Annotated in this window: 11 protein-coding genes and 1 pseudogene; 7 read left to right on the top strand and 5 right to left on the bottom strand. The window is 70.6% G+C overall.

All coding sequences use genetic code 11. The features are described from left to right. Positions 1–92: 92 nt before the first annotated feature. Positions 93–2,024, bottom strand: a pseudogene (locus CKW28_RS14015) (glycoside hydrolase family 15 protein); the annotation flags it as partial. A 186-nt stretch (positions 2,025–2,210) separates the two neighbouring features. Here CKW28_RS14015 and CKW28_RS14010 point away from each other — a divergent pair. The 5 genes from CKW28_RS14010 (at position 2,211) to CKW28_RS13990 (ending at position 6,558) form a co-directional block, all read left to right on the top strand. Then, positions 2,211–2,435, top strand: a complete 225-nt coding sequence (locus tag CKW28_RS14010; protein WP_003926878.1) for a hypothetical protein — start codon at positions 2,211–2,213, stop codon at positions 2,433–2,435. Between the two features lie 343 nt (positions 2,436–2,778). Then, positions 2,779–3,837 carry a sulfate ABC transporter substrate-binding protein gene (locus tag CKW28_RS14005; RefSeq protein ID WP_003926877.1) on the top strand — a complete coding sequence of 353 codons (1,059 nt, stop codon included), beginning with the start codon at positions 2,779–2,781 and terminating at the stop codon, positions 3,835–3,837. After that, on the top strand, positions 3,834–4,682 hold the full coding sequence (gene cysT / locus CKW28_RS14000; protein WP_003926876.1) for a sulfate ABC transporter permease subunit CysT: 849 nt from the start codon (positions 3,834–3,836) through the stop codon (positions 4,680–4,682). The genes CKW28_RS14005 and cysT overlap by 4 nt, the downstream gene beginning before the upstream one ends. Further along, positions 4,679–5,518: a sulfate ABC transporter permease subunit CysW gene (cysW, locus tag CKW28_RS13995; protein ID WP_003926875.1), complete on the top strand. Its 840-nt coding sequence runs from the start codon at positions 4,679–4,681 to the stop codon at positions 5,516–5,518. Before cysT ends, cysW begins: the two co-directional genes overlap by 4 nt. A gap of 14 nt (positions 5,519–5,532) precedes the next feature. Then, on the top strand, positions 5,533–6,558 hold the full coding sequence (locus CKW28_RS13990) for a sulfate/molybdate ABC transporter ATP-binding protein (RefSeq protein ID WP_003926874.1): 1,026 nt from the start codon (positions 5,533–5,535) through the stop codon (positions 6,556–6,558). A gap of 12 nt (positions 6,559–6,570) precedes the next feature. Here CKW28_RS13990 and CKW28_RS13985 read toward each other — a convergent pair whose 3' ends face one another. The 4 genes from CKW28_RS13985 to CKW28_RS13970 all read right to left on the bottom strand — a co-directional run bounded on the left by CKW28_RS13985 (position 6,571) and on the right by CKW28_RS13970 (position 11,105). Beyond that, positions 6,571–7,779, bottom strand: coding sequence for an NAD(P)/FAD-dependent oxidoreductase (locus tag CKW28_RS13985; RefSeq protein ID WP_040547817.1), 1,209 nt, complete (start codon positions 7,777–7,779; stop codon positions 6,571–6,573). A gap of 152 nt (positions 7,780–7,931) precedes the next feature. Further along, entirely contained in the window at positions 7,932–8,684 is a 753-nt protein-coding gene (locus CKW28_RS13980; protein ID WP_003926872.1) for a sirohydrochlorin chelatase, read from the bottom strand. Beyond that, positions 8,681–9,415: a phosphoadenylyl-sulfate reductase gene (locus CKW28_RS13975; RefSeq protein ID WP_003926871.1), complete on the bottom strand. Its 735-nt coding sequence runs from the start codon at positions 9,413–9,415 to the stop codon at positions 8,681–8,683. The genes CKW28_RS13980 and CKW28_RS13975 overlap by 4 nt, the downstream gene beginning before the upstream one ends. Positions 9,416–9,419: 4 nt before the next feature. Beyond that, positions 9,420–11,105 (bottom strand): nitrite/sulfite reductase, encoded by a 1,686-nt coding sequence (locus CKW28_RS13970; RefSeq protein ID WP_003926870.1) that lies wholly within the window; start codon positions 11,103–11,105, stop codon positions 9,420–9,422. Between the two features lie 412 nt (positions 11,106–11,517). Between CKW28_RS13970 and hemW the strand changes: the two genes are divergently transcribed. Together hemW and CKW28_RS13960 are read left to right on the top strand one after the other, a co-directional pair. After that, positions 11,518–12,690, top strand: a complete 1,173-nt coding sequence (hemW, locus tag CKW28_RS13965) for a radical SAM family heme chaperone HemW (RefSeq protein ID WP_003926868.1) — start codon at positions 11,518–11,520, stop codon at positions 12,688–12,690. A gap of 140 nt (positions 12,691–12,830) precedes the next feature. After that, on the top strand, positions 12,831–18,107 hold the full coding sequence (locus CKW28_RS13960; protein ID WP_003926867.1) for a type I polyketide synthase: 5,277 nt from the start codon (positions 12,831–12,833) through the stop codon (positions 18,105–18,107). Positions 18,108–18,136: the final 29 nt, after the last annotated feature.

The following is an 18,136-nucleotide window of genomic DNA, read 5'->3' as shown; positions in this document are numbered from 1 at the left end:
TTCCGCCCTTTGTGATGGACCCAGATCGCTCCGACCGAGCGTAGCGATCGATGGTGTGCCCCTCGACACGGCCACCGTCGAATACGTCTGGATCACATGGGCGCGTTGGCCGGGATGAACTCCCCGGACCCGTCGGCCTCCTCCTCGGCGCGGATCACGTGCACGACAGCGTTGATCAGCGCCAGATGGGTGAACGCCTGCGGGAAGTTGCCCAGATGGCGCCCGGTGCGCGGTTCGATCTCCTCGGCGTACAGGTGCAGCGGGCTGGCGAACGACAACAACCGCTCGCACAGATGCTTGGCGCGGCGCACCTCACCGATCTCGACCAGCGCCGAGACCAACCAGAACGAGCAGATCGTGAAGGTGCCCTCCTCGCCGGACAGACCGTCGTCGGTCTCCTCGACCCGGTACCGCAGCACCAGACCTTCCTCGGTGAGCTCGTCGGCGATCGCCAGCACGGTGGCCCGCACCCGCGGATCGTCCGGCGGCAGGAACCGCACCAGCGGCACCAGCAGCAGCGACGCGTCCAGCGCCTTGGAGCCGTACCGCTGCACGAACACGCCGCGTTCGTCGACCCCGTTGGCCAGCACGTCGGCCTTGATCTCCTCGGCGATGGCGCGCCACTGCTGGGCGTAGCTCTTCTCGCCCTGCAGTTCGGCCAGTTTCGAGCCGCGGTCCAGCGCCACCCAGCACATCACCTTGCTGGAGGTGAAATGCTGCGGTTCCCCGCGCACCTCCCAGATGCCCCGGTCGGGTTCCCGCCAGTGCTTGATCGCCTCCTCGACCTGCTGCTTGAGCACCGGCCACAGCGTGGGCGGGATCTGCTCGCGCGACTTGGCGTGCAGATACACCGAGTCGAGCATGGTGCCCCAGATGTCGTGCTGACGCTGGTTGTAGGCGCCGTTGCCGATCCGCACCGGCCGGGCGTTGTCGTAACCGGACAGATGCGGCAGTTCCTCCTCGACGAGCGTCCGCTCGCCGCCGACCGCGTACATCACCTGCAGCGGATGACGTTCCCCGTTGTTCGCGCCGGACACATCGGCGATGAACGCGAAGAAGTCGTCGGCCTCCCGGTCCAGGCCCAGGGTGTAGAGCCCCCACAGCGCGAACGTGGAGTCCCGCACCCAGGCGTAGCGGTAGTCCCAGTTCCGCTCGCCCTGCGGTGTCTCCGGCAGCGACGTGGTGCTGGCCGCCAGCAGCGCACCGGTCGGCGAATACGTCAGCCCCTTCAACGTCAGCGCGCTGCGCTGCAGGTAGCCCCGCCACGGGTGGTCCGGGAAGTTGCCGATGTTGATCCACTGCCGCCACGCCTCGCTGGTCTGCCACATCTTCTCGGCGGCCTCTTCGTAGGTCTGCGGGGCCGGGTGTTTCGACCAGCTCAGCGCGACGAAGACGTTGTCACCCTCCTTGAGCCGGGTGCGGGCCCGGGCCTCGCGGCCCTCCAGCCCGATACGCAGGTTCGTGGTCAACCGCAGCGTGGGATGCGAGTCGGGGTTCTCGGTCGCCCGCGCGATGGCCTCGCCGTAGGCGGCGGCCGAATACTCCCAGGTGGCGTTGTTGCGGTGGTAGTCGAACGCCGGTTCGCAGTTCATCACCAACTCGACGGTGCCGCTGACACAGCGCACCGTCCGCAGCAGGATGTGCTCGGCGTCCCAGTCCATCGGGGTGCGGCGGTGGGTGCGCGAGCGGGTCTCGATGTCGTGCCACGGGCCCATCACCAGCGCATCGCGCACGATCAACCACCCGGTGTGGGTCTGCCAGGTGGTCTCCAGGATCAGGCTGCCGGGCAGGTACCGCCGGGCGGCCGGCACCGACACGCCGTACGGGCCGAGCCGGAAATGCCCGGCGCCACGGTCGAGGATGGCGCCGAACACACTGGGCGAGTCCGGCCGGGGCACGCACAACCATTCCACCGAGCCCGACGACGAGATCAGGCATGTCGTCTCACAGTCCGACAGGAACCCGTAGTCGGCGATCGGCGGAAAGGGATTGCGCAGGGTGCCGGTCGGGGCATACGGCACGGGCTCCGTCACCGAGAACGAAGCCTTGCTTTGCGCCCCGAGCCCGGCCGGGGACGCGCGGCGGGCCCGGGCAGCCGACTCGTCGGCGGAGCTGTGCTGCAGAACCATATCCGCCATCATCGACTGCCGAGGGGCTTGCCGTCCACTGGGGTGGGGTGCGGCCCCGATTTGGTCACCTAAGCTGGTCGGATGGTCGCGGGAATCCTGAGCTGGTGGGACGGCGTCGAGCTGTGGCTGTCCGGGCTCGGCTTCGTCGCGCAGACCGCGGTGGTGATGCCGGTGGTGCTGGCGCTGGCGTTCGGGATCGCGGTGCTGCTCGACGTCGCGCTGCGGTTCGGGATCCGCGGCGTCCGGCTGCTGCGGTCGATGCCGCCGGCGCGCCGGGCCGGACTCGAGGAACAGGAGCGTTCGTGAATGGTATGCCGCGGTCCCGGGTGACGTTGGTGCTGGTCGTCCTGGTGCTGCTGGTGATCCTCATGTGGTGGTTCAGCCGCTGAGGCCCCGGCCGCCGGTGATCTGCGCGCGCGGTTCTGCGCACCCGTCGAGGGCTCTGTTATTCTTCCCGCCATGCAAACAGCGGCCTGCATCCAGTGCGCTGTTCTTGCTGCCTGCTGTTGTTGCTGACACCGATTCCGTCCGCGGTCTGGTGTCGGCGACGGCGCGTTCTGCCAGCTGAGAATCTCACCTTTCCGTGCGACGGCTCCAGGTCCCGTCCAGCTGAGGCCATCTGCAAGCCCAGAGAAGGAAAGGTCACCCGATGTCCGGTCAGAAGTCCCCGCGGCCCGCGAGATCACTCCGGCGGCGCGGCGCCCGCACGCTCAGCGTCCTCGCCGCCGGCGCCCTGCTGCTCGCCGGCTGCGGCGGCGGCGCCAGCGACGTCCCGGGCGGAGGTGGCGACGCGGACGCCGACACCACGCTGACCCTGGTCGCCTACGCCGTGCCGGAACCGGGCTGGAGCAAGGTGATCCCGGCGTTCGCCGCCACCGAGGAGGGCACCGGGGTGCAGGTGCGGGCCTCCTACGGGGCGTCCGGCGATCAGTCCCGCGGTGTCGAATCCGGTAAACCGGCCGATCTGGTGAACTTCTCGGTGGAACCGGACATCACCCGGCTGGTCGAGGCCGGCAAGGTCGCCGAGGGTTGGAACGCCAACGCCACCAAGGGCATCCCGTTCGGATCGGTGGTGACGTTCATGGTCCGGGAGGGGAACCCCAAGAACATCCGGGACTGGGACGACCTGCTGCGCCCGGACGTCGAGGTCATCACCCCCAGCCCGCTGAGTTCCGGCTCGGCCAAATGGAATCTGTTGGCGCCGTATGCGGTTAAGAGCGCGGGCGGGCAGGACCGGCAGGCCGGTCTGGACTACGTCACCAGGCTGGTGAACGAACACATCAAGCTGCGCCCGGGCTCCGGACGGGAGGCCACCGACGTGTTCCTGCAGGGCAGCGGCGACGTGCTGCTCGCCTACGAGAACGAGGCGATCAACGCGCGGCGCCAGGGCCACCGATTCGACTACCTCACCCCGCCGCAGACCTTCAAGATCGAGAACCCGGTGGCGGTGGTGACCACCAGCCGACACCTCGACAAGGCCACCGCGTTCGTGAACTTCCAGTACACCCCGGAGGCCCAGCGGCTGTGGGCCGAAGCCGGGTTCCGGCCGGTCGACCCCGCGGTGGCGGCTGACTTCGCCGACCAGTTCCCGGCGCCGGAGAAGCTGTGGACCATCGATGATCTCGGGGGCTGGGAGAAGGTCGACGTCGAACTGTTCAACAAGGACGGCGGTGCGATCACCAAGATCTACATCCAGGCGACCGGGTGAGCGCTGTCCTGCCACGATCCGAGACCACCCCGGCCGCACCACCGGGGTGGGGGCGCGGCGGCGCCACCTCGCTGCGGGTCGGCATCGCCACCGTCTGGCTCAGCATCATCGTGTTGCTGCCGTTGGCCGCGATCCTGTGGCAGTCCACCAACGGGGGGTGGGACGCGTTCCGGGACGCGGTGACCGCCAACGCGGCCCTGACCTCGCTCCGGGTGACGCTGACCATCGCGGCCGGGGTCACGGTGGTCAACACCGTCTTCGGGTTGATGGTGGCCTGGGTGTTGACCCGTGACGAGTTCATCGGCAAGCGGTTGGTGAACTCGGTCATCGACCTGCCGTTCGCGCTGCCGACCATCGTCGCGAGCCTGGTGATGCTGGCCCTGTACGGACCGGCCAGCCCGGTCGACATCCACCTGCAGCACACCAGATGGGGTGTCGGGGTGGCGCTGCTGTTCGTGACGCTGCCGTTCGTGGTGCGGTCGGTGCAGCCGGTGCTGCTCGAGCTGGACCGCGAAACCGAGGAGGCGGCCGCGTCGCTGGGGGCGAACAACCTGACGATCTTCACCCGGGTGGTGTTGCCGGCGTTGCTGCCGGCGCTGTTGTCCGGGGCCGGGCTGGCGTTCTCCCGCGCCATCGGCGAATTCGGTTCGGTGGTGCTGATCGGTGGCGCGGTCCCGGGCGAGACCGAGGTCGCCTCGCAGTGGATCCGCACCCTGATCGAGAACGACGACCGCACCGGCGCGGCGGCGGTGTCCATTGTGCTGCTGGTGATCTCATTCCTGGTGTTGCTGGTGCTGCGGGTCATCGGCTCGCGCGCGGCCAAACGGGAGGAGCAGACGGCGTGACCTCTGGATCCAACGGTTCCGGACTGACGCCGGCCCGCCCGGCTCGCTATCTGCTGCGGTTCGTCGCACTGAGCTATGTCGTGGTGCTGGTCGCGGTGCCGGTGGGGCTCATTCTGTGGCGCACGTTCGCGCCCGGGCTGGGCGAGTTCATCGCCTCGGTCACCACCCCGGCGGCGATCTCCGCGCTGCAGCTGTCGCTGCTGGTGGTGGCCATCGTGGTGCCGCTCAACGTGGTGTTCGGGGTGCCGACGGCACTGGTGTTGGCGCGCAACCGATTCCGCGGCAAGGCAGCGCTGCAGGCGGTGATCGATCTGCCGTTCGCGGTGTCACCGATCATCGTCGGCGTGGCGTTGATCCTGTTGTGGGGCACCGCCGGATTCCTCGGTTTCGTCGAGAACAGTCTCGGGCTGAAGATCATCTTCGGATTCCCGGGCATCGTTCTGGCCAGCATTTTCGTCACCGTGCCGTTCGTCATCCGGGAGGTCGAACCGGTCCTGCACGAGATCGGCACCGACCAGGAGGAGGCCGCGGCCACCCTCGGCGCGACCTGGTGGCAGACCTTCTGGCGGGTGACCCTGCCGTCGATCCGGTGGGGCCTGACCTACGGTGTGGTACTCACCGTGGCCCGCACGCTCGGCGAGTTCGGGGCGGTGCTGATGGTGTCCTCGAACCTGCCCGGCGTCTCGCAGACCCTGACCCTGCTGGTGCACGACCGCTACAACCGAGGTGCGGAATACGGCGCCTACGCGATATCCACCCTGTTGATGGCCGTCGCGGTGGTGGTGCTGATCTTCCAGGTGATCCTTGACGCCCGCCGCGCCAAGAGCAATCAATAGTTCAGGAGAATCACATGACCGATGCGATCACGGTGCGCGGCGCGAACAAGCGTTACGGGGATTTCGCGGCGCTGGACAATGTCGATTTCGCGGTCCCGGCCGGGTCGCTGACCGCCCTGCTCGGCCCCAGCGGGTCGGGGAAGTCGACGTTGCTGCGAGCGATCGCCGGCCTGGACCGCCCCGACACCGGCACCATCACCATCAACGGCCGTGACGTCACCGATGTGCCGCCGCAGCGCCGCGGGATCGGCTTCGTGTTCCAGCACTACGCGGCGTTCAAACACCTCACCGTGCGCGACAACGTCGCCTTCGGCCTCAAGATCCGCCGCAGACCCAAACGCGAGATCGCCGAGAAGGTCGACAACCTACTGGAAGTGGTCGGTCTGGCGGGCTTCCAGAACCGATATCCGAACCAGCTCTCCGGCGGGCAGCGGCAGCGGATGGCGCTGGCCCGGGCGCTGGCCGTCGACCCCGAGGTGCTGTTGCTCGACGAACCGTTCGGCGCACTGGACGCCAAGGTGCGTGAGGACCTGCGGACCTGGCTGCGGCGACTGCACGAGGAGGTGCACGTCACCACGGTGTTGGTCACCCACGACCAGAGCGAGGCACTCGATGTCGCCGACCGGATCGCCGTGCTCAACAACGGCCGGATCGAACAGGTCGGCTCACCGGCCGAGGTGTACGACAGCCCCGCCAACGAGTTCGTGATGTCGTTCCTCGGCGCGGTGTCGTCGCTGAACGGCACCCTGGTGCGTCCGCACGACATCTGGGTGGGCCGCCACCCCGAACTGCCCACCTCCGACAGCACCCTGCAGGCCACCGGGGTGGTGCGGGCCCGCATCGACCGGGTGGTGATGCTGGGCTTCGAGGTCCGGCTGGAGCTGACCAGTGCGACCAACAACGCCCCTTTCACCGCGCAGATCACCCGGGGCGACGCCGAGGCGCTCGGCCTGCGCAGCGGTGACACCGTCTACGTGCGGGCCACCCGGGTGCCGGCGCTGCCCACCGGCGACGTCGACGAGCGGGTGGCGGCGCGGTGAGCCGGTCGCCGGTCAGACCAGGCCCTTGAGCATCAGGTTCCAGTACATGAACGGCAGCCCGTACTTCTTCAGATACCAGTACGCGCGGTGCGGGCGGGCCGGATCGAGCAGTGGGAAGGTCGGCTTCATCGCGAACGAGTAGTCGAACTCGGCGAGCAGCACCGACCGTGCGGAGGTGACGATCGGGCAGGACGCGTATCCGTCGTAGTGCGCGGTGATCGGTCGGCCGGCCAGGAACGCGTCGACGTTGTCGACCACGACCGGCGCCTGTTTGCGGATCGCCGCCCCGGTCTTGGAGTTCGGAGTCGATGCGGCGTCGCCGAGGCTGAACACGTTGGGGTACCGCACATGCTGCAGGGTGTGCTTGTCGACGTCGACGTATCCACCGGCGTCACCGGTGGACAACGGGCTCGCCTTGATCCAGTCCGGCGCGGACTGCCGGGGTGCGATGTGCAGGAGGTCGTACGGCAGCGTGGTGTCGGTGCCGCCGTCGCCGAGGCTGGTGAGTGCGACCTTCCGGGCGCCGCCGTCCACCGCCGTCACCTCGGTGTTGGTGTGCAGATGAATGCCGTAACCGGCGATGATCTCCTCGAGGCTGTCGGCGATCTCGGGGATGCCGAAGGCACGCGGGGTGGGCAGCACCAAGTGCACGTCGATGTGGGACAGCACCCCCTCGCGGCGCCAGTGATCGCAGGCCAGGTAGGCGATCTTCTGCGGGGCGCCGGCGCATTTGATCGGCCCGGACGGCATCGCGAACACCGCGGTGCCCGACCGGGTGGTGCGGATGAACTCCCAGGTGCGGGGAGCGAGGTCGTAGCGGTAGTTCGACGACACCCCGTCATGCCCCAGTGCGTCGACTAGGCCGTCGGTGCGGTCCCAGTCCAACTGGATACCCGGGCTCATCACGAGGACGTCGTATCCATAGGACGAGCCGTCGGTGCACCCGACCGTGCCGGCGGCGGGATCGACGGTCGCCGCGGACTTCTTGATCCAGGTGGCGCCTTTGGGCATCACCGCGGCCTGCGGACGGGCGGTGCGGACGGCCTGCGCCTGCCCGCCGCCGACCAGCGTCCACATCGCCTGGTAGTAGTGCGTCTCGGACGGTTCGATCACGGCGACGTCGGTGTGTCCTCTGCGCAGCAGGCGGGCTGCCACCGTGATGCCGGCGGTGCCGCCACCGATGATGAGGATGCGGTGCCTGGCGGTGGTTCTGGTGGACATCATCGTCACTTCCCCTCGGGTCCGGGCGGTCGGTCGCCGGGCCGACGATCACATGGGGGAGATACCTCCGGGGGTATTTCCCGGAGTTCAATATACCCGGGAGGGTATATAGGTCAAGGATGGCGGATGTGGCGGCGTGTGGCCACCCGCCGTCAGGCGGCCAGCGCGGCGGCCGCCACCGTCTCCTCGTAACGGTCCAGCACCGTCGCGGCGACCAGCCGGTGCGGCCCGAGCGGCTCGGCCATCGGGATGCCTGCGCCACGGGCGAATCCGGCGACCCGGTCGGTGATCCGGCCGTGGGCGAGGAACCACGGGGAGATCGCGATCCGGTCGGCGCCGCGGGCGCGGAGCCGCGCGACGGCGTCGGGCACCGACGGAGCCGGCCCGGTGGCGAACGCCACCTCGACACCGGTCCACCGGGTGCCTTCACCCAGCGCCTGCGCCACCGCCGCGGTGCGCGCGTTGGCGTCGGCGTGGGAGGACCCGACCCCGACCATGACGACGCCCAGTCCGGCGTCGAACCGGGAGACGCCCAGCGCCGACAACCGTCCCCGCATCACGTGCAGCAGCCGCGGGTCGGCGCCCAGCACATCGGCCTGCGCGACGTCGGCGCCGGAGGCGGCGATCAGCTCCGGGATGTCGACCCGGGCGTGGTAGGCGCGGGCCAGCAGCAACGGCACCACCACCGCCCCGGTCCGCATCTGCGCGAGCACATCGGCCAGGTTGGGGGTGTTCTGCTCGCAGAACGCCACCCGCACCTCGACGTCCGGCGCCAACCGGCGCAGATGGCCGGCGATCGCGTGGGCGTTGGCCGCCGACCGGGGATCGGCGCTGCCGTGTGCGGTCAGGATCAGCGCCGGCGGGCCGGCGACCGACGCCGGAGCCGGAGCGAGTGCCCGAGTCACGAGCTGTGCAATCCGCACTCGATCTTGCCCGTGCCCTGCCACCGGCCGCTGCGCGGATCCGCGCCGGGCGCCGGCTTCGTGGTGCACGGAGCGCAACCGATCGACGGATAGCCTTCGTCGACAAGCGGATTGACCAGAACGCCGTGGGTCTGGATGTAGTCCTGCATGTCCTGGTCCGTCCACGCGGCCAGCGGGTTGATCTTCACCAGCCCGAACGACTCGTCGAAGCTGATGAACGGTGCGTTGGCCCGGGTGGGCGCCTCCACCCGCCGGATCCCGGTGACCCACGCCGAGTAACCGCGCAGCGCCCGGCTCAGCGGCTCCACCTTGCGCAGCCGGCAGCATTCGTTGGGGTCCCGGGCGAACAGGTCCTTGCCGAGCAGCCGGTCCTGTTCGGCGACGGTGTGTTCGGCCGTCACGTTGACCACGTTGACGTCGTAGACCGCCTGCACCGCATCGCGGGTGCCGATGGTCTCGGCGAAGTGGTACCCGGTGTCGAGGAACAACACATCGACCCCGGGCCGCACCTTGGCGGCGAGGTGGATCAGCACCGCATCCTGCATGTTCGACGCCACCACATAGCCGGACCGCGCGCCGGCGGAGCCGGCCGGGGCGCCGCCGAAGTGCTCATCGGTCCAGCGCAGCAGTTCCTCCGCGCCGGCGCCGGCCATCTCCGCCGCACCGCGCTCGGCAAGTGCCCGCAGATCGGTCTCGGTCATCAGGTCGGTCATTCGGTCACCTCAAATCCGCTTCGTCGGCACGCAGAGCCCACGTCGCGAAACGCTCACCGTCCTCGCGCTGTTTCACGAAGTTGCGCACCACCCGGTCGATGTAGTCGCCGAGCTCGCTGGACAGCACCCGGTGCTGGCGCAGCTTGCGGCCGAAACCGCTGTCCAGCCCGAGGCCGCCGCCGAGATGCACCTGGAAACCCTCTTCGGGGCCGTCGCCGTCGTCGACGATCATGCCCTTGAACCCGATGTCGGCCACCTGAATCCGGGCGCACGAGTTCGGGCAGCCGTTGATATTGACGGTGATCGGCACATCGAGGCGGGCGTTGATGTCCTCGAGCCGTTTCTCAAGCTCGGGCACCAGGCTCTGGGCCCGCACCCGGGTCTCGGTGAACGACAGCTTGCAGAACTCGATCCCGGTGCAGGCCATCAGATTCCGTCGCCAGTGCGACGGCTGCCACTGCAGGCCGAGGCGATCCAGCCCGGCGGTGAACTCGTCGAGCTTGTCGTCGGCGATGTCCAGCACGATCAGCTTCTGGTACGGGGTGAACCGGGCGCGGTCCGAACCCGCCTGCGCCATCAGGTCGGCCACGGCCTGCAGGATGGTGCCGGACACCCGGCCGGCGATCGGGGCGATACCCACCGCGTTCAGGCCGTTCTTCAGCTTCTGCACCCCGACGTGGTCGATCGGATGCTTGACCGGCTCCGGCGCCGGCCCGTCGATCAGCGGCCGCTTGAGGTACTCGGTCTCGAGAACTTCGCGGAACTTCTCCACGCCCCAGTCCTTGATCAGGAACTTCAGCCGGGCCTTGGAGCGCAACCGGCGGTAGCCGTAGTCACGGAACACCGCGGTGACCGCCTCCCACACGTCGGGCACCTCGTCCAGCGGCACCCAGGCGCCGACGCGCTGCGCGAGCATCGGGTTGGTGGACAGTCCGCCACCCACCCACAGGTCCAGGCCGGGGCCGTGCTCCGGATGGTTCACGCCGATGAACGCGACGTCGTTGACCTCGTGCGCGACGTCCTGCAGACCCGAGATCGCGGTCTTGTACTTGCGTGGCAGATTGGAGTACTCCGGGTTGCCGATGTAGCGCCGCACGATCTCGTCGAGCGCCGGGGTCGGGTCGAGCACCTCGTCGAGGGACTCCCCGGCCAGCGGCGACCCGAGCAGCGCGCGCGGGCAGTCACCGCACGCCTCGGTGGTCTGCAGACCGTGCTCGTCGAGCCGGCGCCAGATCTCCGGCACGTTCTCGATCTCGATCCAGTGGTACTGCAGGTTCATCCGGTCGGAGATGTCGGCGGTGTCCCGGGCGAACTCGGTGGAGATCTCGCCGAGGGTGCGCAGCGCGGCGGCGGACAGCGCCTTGCCGTCGCAGCGCACCCGCATCATGAAGTACTTGGCCTCCAGCAGGTCGGCGTTCTCATCGCCGGTCCAGGTGCCGTCGTAGCCCTGTTCGCGCTGGGTGTAGAGGCCCATCCAGCGGAACCGGCCGCGCAGATCGGTCTTGTCGATGCTGTCGAAGCCGTTCTTGGCGTAGGTGTTGATGATGCGATCGCGCACGTTGAGCGCGTCGTCTTCCTGCTTGAACTGCTCGTTGGGGTTGAGCGGGTCCCGTTCGCCGAGCGCCCACTGCCCTTCGGAGCGGGGCTTGCGCGCGGGACGGGGTTTGGCCTGGGTCTTCGCCTCAGTCATGGAACAGGCTCCTTCGGGAGCCGGCTTTTCGGACCGCATGCGTTCACCGGGGGGCTGTCCGGCGGCGCAGATCCGGCAGCCAGCTGAATATGTCGGTGGGGCTGGGGTCCTAGATCAAGCGCGCGTCAGGACGGACAACAACAGGTACAGACGCGCTTGAAGTCGACATGCCGCCGCGCCACCAACGAGACGCGGATGGGAGTAAGGGCGGCAATCACGCCCGCCATTGTGCCATGGACACCGGCTCGGGCACTAACCGGAGGGGCGTTCACCGGCCCGGATGTGCATTCACCGTGATTCGTGGTGATTCGTGGTGACCTGTTTCACCCGGAGATCGGGTGCCCGGCCGGCCCGGTGCGGGCGGTCGGACCGGAACACCGGCGGGCACACACGGCGATGGAACACTTGAGGCATGACGGTCCGCCCCGCACCGGCCACGCCGGTCCTGTCCGCCACCCGCGGGCGGCCGTTCGGCGTCTACATCCACGTCCCGTTCTGCGCCACCCGGTGCGGATACTGCGATTTCAACACCTACACGCCCGGTGAGCTGGGCGGCGCCGATCCGCACGGCTGGCTGGCCGCGTTGCGCACCGAACTGCGGCTGGCGGCCCGCACCCTGGGGGACCCGCCGCCGGTGGCCACCGTGTTCGTCGGCGGGGGCACACCGTCGTTGCTGGGAGCCGACGGGCTGACCGCGGTCCTCGACGCGGTGCGCGAGCAGTTCCCGATCGCCCCGGATGCCGAGATCACCACCGAGGCCAACCCGGAGTCCACGTCGCCGCGGTTCTTCGCCGAGCTGCGGGCCGCCGGATACACCCGGGTGTCGCTGGGCATGCAGTCGGTGGCGCCACACGTGCTGGCGGTGCTGGACCGGGTGCATTCACCGGGACGGGCGCCGGCGGCGGCCGCCGAGGCCCGGGCGGCGGGGTTCGACCACGTCAACATCGACCTGATCTACGGCACCCCGGGGGAGCGCGACGACGATCTGCTCCGCTCGGTGGACACCGCGGTGGCCGCCGGGGTGGACCACATCTCGGCCTACGCCCTGATCGTCGAGGACGGCACCGCGCTGGCCCGGCGCATCCGGCGCGGGGAGATCGCCGCGCCGGACGACGACGTGCTCGCCGACCGCTATCAGCTGCTCGACGAGCGGCTGCGGGCCGCCGGATTCGGGTGGTACGAGGTGTCCAACTGGAGCCGGCCGGGCGGCGAGTGCCGGCACAACCTGGGCTATTGGAACGGCGGGGAGTGGTGGGGCGCCGGCCCCGGCGCACACGGCCATCTGGGAATGACCCGCTGGTGGAATGTGAAACACCCGGCCCGCTACGCCGAGATCCTCGCCGACGGTCGGTTGCCGATCGCCGATTTCGAGGAACTCGACGAGGACGACCGGCACACCGAGGAGGTGATGCTGCGGTTGCGGTTGCGCAGCGGGCTGCCCCTCGGCCTGCTCACCGCCGCCGAGCGGACCCGGGCCGGTACCGCGGCCGATGCCGGGTTGGTGTCGCGGCATGCCGACCGGCTGGTGCTGACCGACCGCGGCCGGCTGCTGGCCGACGGGATCGTGCGCGACCTGCTCGGCTGACCGCCCGCCGACCCCCCCGATGGACGCCCGATGGATGTTGCCACCCCACGCTGGTTCGGGGTGTGCCAAGATGCTTCGCATGCGACTCGGGAAGTTAGGGAAGGCTATCCACACTGTGCCGTGCGCAGGGTCCCGCTGACATGTCCGTCGACGTCACCGCGAAGGCCCGGCCCGACGACCCGATAGCGATCATCGGCATCGGCTGTCGGCTGGCCGGTCGCATCACCTCCCCGGAGGAGTTCTGGGGCTTCCTGCTCGCCGGCGGCAGCAACGTCCGCGAGATCCCGGCCGAGCGGTGGGAACCGTATCTGCGGCGGGACCCACGCAACGCGGCGGTGCTCCGGGAGATCACCCCGTGGGGGACCTTCCTGGACGACCTGGCCGGCTTCGACGCGGAGTTCTTCGGCGTCTCCCCGCGCGAGGCCGAACTGACGGACCCGCAGCAGCGGCTGGCGCTGGAGGTGTCCTGGGAGGCGCTCGAACACGCCGGGGTGCCGCCGCGTTCGCTGGCCGGGACCGACACCGCCGTGCTGATGGGCGTCAACTCCGACGACTACGGCAGGTTGCTGATGGAGGATCTGCCCGGCATCGAGGCGTGGACCGGCATCGGCACCTCCCTGTGCGGCATCGCGAACCGGGTGTCGCACCTGCTGGACCTGCGCGGCCCGTCCGTCGCGCTGGACGCGGCCTGCGCCGCCTCGCTGGTCGCCGTGCACAACGCCTGTCAGCTGCTCCGGGCCGGTGAGACCGGCCTGGCCATCGCCGGCGGGGTCAGCGCCCTGATCGGACCGGGCCTGACCCGGGTGCTCGACAAGGCCGGCGCCACCGCGCCCGACGGCCGGTGCAAGAGCTTCGACGCTTCCGCCGACGGCTACGGTCGCGGCGAGGGCGCCGCGGTCGTGATCCTCAAGCGGCTCCCCGATGCGCTGCGCGACGGCGACCGGGTGATCGCCGTCATCCGCGGCGGCGCGGTGGCGCAGGACGGCCGCACCGTCGGCATCATGTCGCCCAACGGCGCCGCCCAGCGGGACCTGTTCCGGCACACCTGTGAGATCACCGGGACATCGCCGGCCACAGTCGATTTCGTCGAAGCCCACGGCACCGGCACACCGACCGGGGATCCGGTCGAACTCGACGCGCTGGCCGCGGTGTACGGCGCCGCACACGGTCCGGACGATCCGTGCCGGGTGGGTTCGGTCAAACCCAACACCGGGCACCTGGAGGGCGGCGCCGGGGTGGTGGGGCTGATCAAGGCCGCACTGGCGTTGCAGCACGGGGTGATTCCGCCGACGGCCGGCATCCGCGAGTTGACGCCCGCGGTGGACTGGGCGACCAATGGTCTGCATGTGCCCACCACGGTCGAACCGTTCCCGCGGCGCGCCGATTCGCCACGGCGCGCGGCGGTGTGCAGTTACGGCTACGGCGGCACCATCGCGCACCTGCTGCTCGAGGAGGCGCCGGCGGTGGACGAGACGCCGGCGGCCGCGCCGGCCCCGGCGGCCGATGCGGCGGACGCGAATTCTCCTCGGTTCCACGTGATTCCGGTGTCCGCACGGTCCGGTGCCCGGCTGGCGCGCCACGCCGCCGCACTGCGCGGTCACCTGAGTGCCGGGGCCGATCTGACCGCGGTGGCGGCCACGATGTGGCAACGGCGCTCCCACGAACCGGTCCGCGCCGCGGTGATCGCCCGGCACCCCGGCGAACTTGTTGCCGGCCTGGACGCGATCGCCACCGACACCCGCCACCCCGCGGTGGTCGCCGGCAGCGTGCTGCCGGCGGCGGAAGCCGGGGCGGTGTGGGTGTTCTCCGGACACGGATCACACTGGCCCGGCATGGGGCGCGAACTGCTCGAGCACGAACCGGTCTTCGCCGCGGTGATCGACGAGATCGAACCGGTGTTCCGCGCCGAACTGGGATTCTCGCCGCGGCAGGCGCTGCAGTCCGGGGAACTCGGCGGAACCGACCGGGTGCAGGCCCTGACCTTCGCGGTGCAGGCCGGGCTCGCCGCGGTGCTGCGCGACCGGGGCGTGAAACCCGCTGCGGTGATCGGACATTCGGTCGGCGAAGTGGCCGCGTGTGTGGCCGCCGGGGTGTTCGACCTGGCCCGGGGCGCCGCGGTGGCCTGTTACCGGGCCCGCGGTTTCCGGTCGGTCGCCGGGAAAGGGGCGATGGCACTGGTCGGGCTGCCGTTCGAGGACGCACGACAGCGATTGGGCGAACGCACCGACGTCGTCGCCGCGATCAGCGCCTCACCGCTCTCCACCGTCATCTCCGGCACCGTGGACGCGGTCGGGGAGGTGTCGGCAGCCTGGGCGGAACAGGGCGTGATGGTGCGGAAGGTCAACACCGACGTGGCCTTCCACAGTCCCGCCATGGACGCGCTGACCGCCGAACTCGCCCGCCTCACCAGCACTCTGACACCGAAGCCGGCCGCCGTTCCGCTGTACAGCACGGCGCTGGCCGACCCGCGGTCCACCGCCGCGCGCGATGAGCACTACTGGGTGGCCAACCTGCGCGGCCGGGTGCGGTTCGCCGAAGCGGTCACCGCCGCGGCCGAGGACGGGCACCGGTTGTTCCTGGAGGTCTCGGCACACCCGGTGGTCTGCCATTCCATGGCCGAGACGCTGGCACTGGCCGAGGTCGGGGAGCACGCCGTGCTGCCGGTGCTACGCCGTGAACAACCGGAACTGCCGGCCGTCGCCGCGGTGGTCGGGGCGCTGTACTGCCACGGCGCCCCGGTCCGCCCCGCATTCCCGCCGGGCACCCGGTGGGCTACCGGGCTGCCCGGAACCCAGTGGCAGCACCGCCGGTTCTGGCGCACCCCCGGCACACCGCCGGGCGGAGTCGGGGTGCACGACGTCGACTCGCACACCCTGCTGGGCGGACGGATCGACGTGGCCGGCGCCGTGCCCGCCCGGGTCTGGCAGACCAGGCTCGACCTGTCCACCCGGCCGTACCCGGGCGACCATCCTGTCCAGGGCACCGAGATCGTGCCTGCCGCGGTGCTGTTGAACACGTTCCTGACCGCGGCCGGAAGCGACATCGCCGATGTGCGGCTGCGCACGCCGGTCGCGCCCGCGCGGACCCGCGACGTGCAGGTCGTGCTGCAGGACCGCGCACTGGCGCTGGCGTCCCGGATCGTCGGGGAGGACACCACCGCCCGCGCCACAGCGGGCCGCGACACAACAGACCGCGATACGACGGCCTGCGACACGACAGACCGCGATACGACGGCCTGCGACGATCCGGGGGTCTGGCTGACGCACTGCACCGCCCGGGTCGCCGACGACCACGTCGGCGCCGAGGGCGTCCTCGACGAGGAGGCGATCCGGGCCAGGTGCCCGCAGCCGCTGCCGGCCGGACACGTCGTGGACACCCTGGCCGGTCTCGGGGTGGCCGCCATGGGATTCGGTTGGGAGGTGCTGGAACTGCACCGCGGCGAGGGCGAACTGTTCGCCCGGGTGGCCGCGGAACCCGACAAGTCGGCCCCGGCCACCTGGGCCGGGCTCATCGACGCCGCGACGTCGACGGCCTCGACCATCTTCGACGGGCCGCCGCGGCTGCGGATGCCCGCCCGCATCGAACGGGTGCACGTCCGCGACAAACCGCCCGCCATCGCGCTGCTGCACGTGCGCCGCCGCCCGGAGGGCACCGTCACCGACGTGACGATCGCCGAGGAGAGCGGCGCGGTCTCGGTGACGCTGACCGGGATGGGTTTCGAGGAACTCGAGAATCCCGGCGGCGGCGGCAGTTCCGGTGATCTCACCGGCATGCTGCACCACCTGCGGTGGCATCCGGTGGACTGGCCCGACACCGACCCGCCCGCCGCGGTGGTGCTGGTCGGCGGCGATGCTCGAACCCGGGCGTTCGTCACCCGCGACCTCGACGAGGCCCGCGTGGCGCACCGCAGTTACGCGGATCCGGCCGCACTGCCGCCCGACCTGACCGCCGGCACCGTCGTGCTGGTGCTGCCGCGGACCGCCGCCCGCCCGGCCGCGTCGGCGCAGCTGGTGCTACACACCCTGCAGCGGCTGAGCGCCACGAACTCCGGGGCCCGGCTGTGGGTGCTGACCCGGGGCGTGCACGAGGGCACCGACCCGGGGCACGGGCCGCTGTGGGGGCTGGCCCGGGTGGCCGCGGCCGAGCATCCGCAGCTGTGGGGCGGGCTGCTCGACATCGGTGAGGACCGGTTGCCGGTGCGGGCGCTGACCGCCCTGACCGGACACGGTGTGGTCGTGGTGCGCGACGGGGTGGCCCACACGGCGCGGCTGGCGCCGGCCGGTCCGGGGGCACGGGACAGCGCGGGGGAGGGGTTGCGCTGCTCGCCCGGCGGCACCTATCTGATCACCGGCGGAACCGGCGCGCTCGGCCTGCGGCTGGCGCACCGGCTGGCCGACCTCGGGGCCCGCCGACTGGTGCTGGTGTCGCGGTCGGGGATGCCGGCCCGGGACAGCTGGGGCCGCGCCGGGGACTCAGACACCGTCGCCGCGATCACCGCCCTGGAGGAACGGGGGGTGTCGGTGCGGGTCGCCGCCCTGGACATCGGCGCTCCCGGCGCCGCGGCCCGGCTGCGCGAGGTGCTGGCCGACCTGCCCGACGTGCGCGGGGTGATCCACGCCGCCGGTGTGGAAGCCGGTGCGCTGCTGACGAACACGACCGCCGAAGACATCGAGGCGACCATGCGCCCCAAGGTGGACGGGGTGCTGGCGCTGCACGAGGTGTTCCCGCCCGGCCGGCTGGACTGGCTGGTGCTGTTCTCCTCGTGCGGATATCTGGGCGGGTTCCCCGGTCAGGGCGCCTATGCGTGCGGGAACGCCTACCTCGACGCGTTCGCCCGGTACCGGCGCGCATCCGGGGACGCGACCACCAGCGTGGCGTGGACCGCCTGGCGCGGCCTCGGCATGGGGTCGGCATCGGACTTCGTCGCCGCACAACTCGATGCGCTGGGGATGGGCACGGTCGACGTCGACGACGCGATGCGGGCCCTGGACGCGGCGATCCGCGACGGCGACCCGAACGTGGTGGTGCTGCCGTTGTCCCCGGCGGCCGCGGCGGTGCCGATGTTCGCCGATGTCGCACCGGCCGACCCGGACGCCGATGCGCCCGGCGGGGAAGTTCCGGACGGTCTTTCCGACGGATTCCCCGCCGACGGATTCCCTGACGACGGGGACCTCGCCGAATGGGTGCACCGCCGGGTGATCGCCGCGGTGGCAGGCGAACTCGGGCTGGCCGAGACCGACGTGGATCCGCGGTTGCCGCTGGTGGAGATCGGGGTCGACTCGATCATGACGGTCGCACTGCGCCGGCAGCTGGAACGGCAGACCGGCCTGACGCTGCCGCCGACGTTGCTGTGGGAGCATCCGACCGCGGGCGCGGTCAGCGACCGGATCGTCGAGATGCTGCGCGCCCGAGGCTGATCCGCGGCCCGGAGGCGCTCTCCGGTCAG

The organism is Mycolicibacterium thermoresistibile (assembly GCF_900187065.1).
GTDB classification, from domain to species: domain Bacteria; phylum Actinomycetota; class Actinomycetes; order Mycobacteriales; family Mycobacteriaceae; genus Mycobacterium; species Mycobacterium thermoresistibile.
This window is presented reverse-complemented; position numbering and strand designations above follow the sequence as displayed.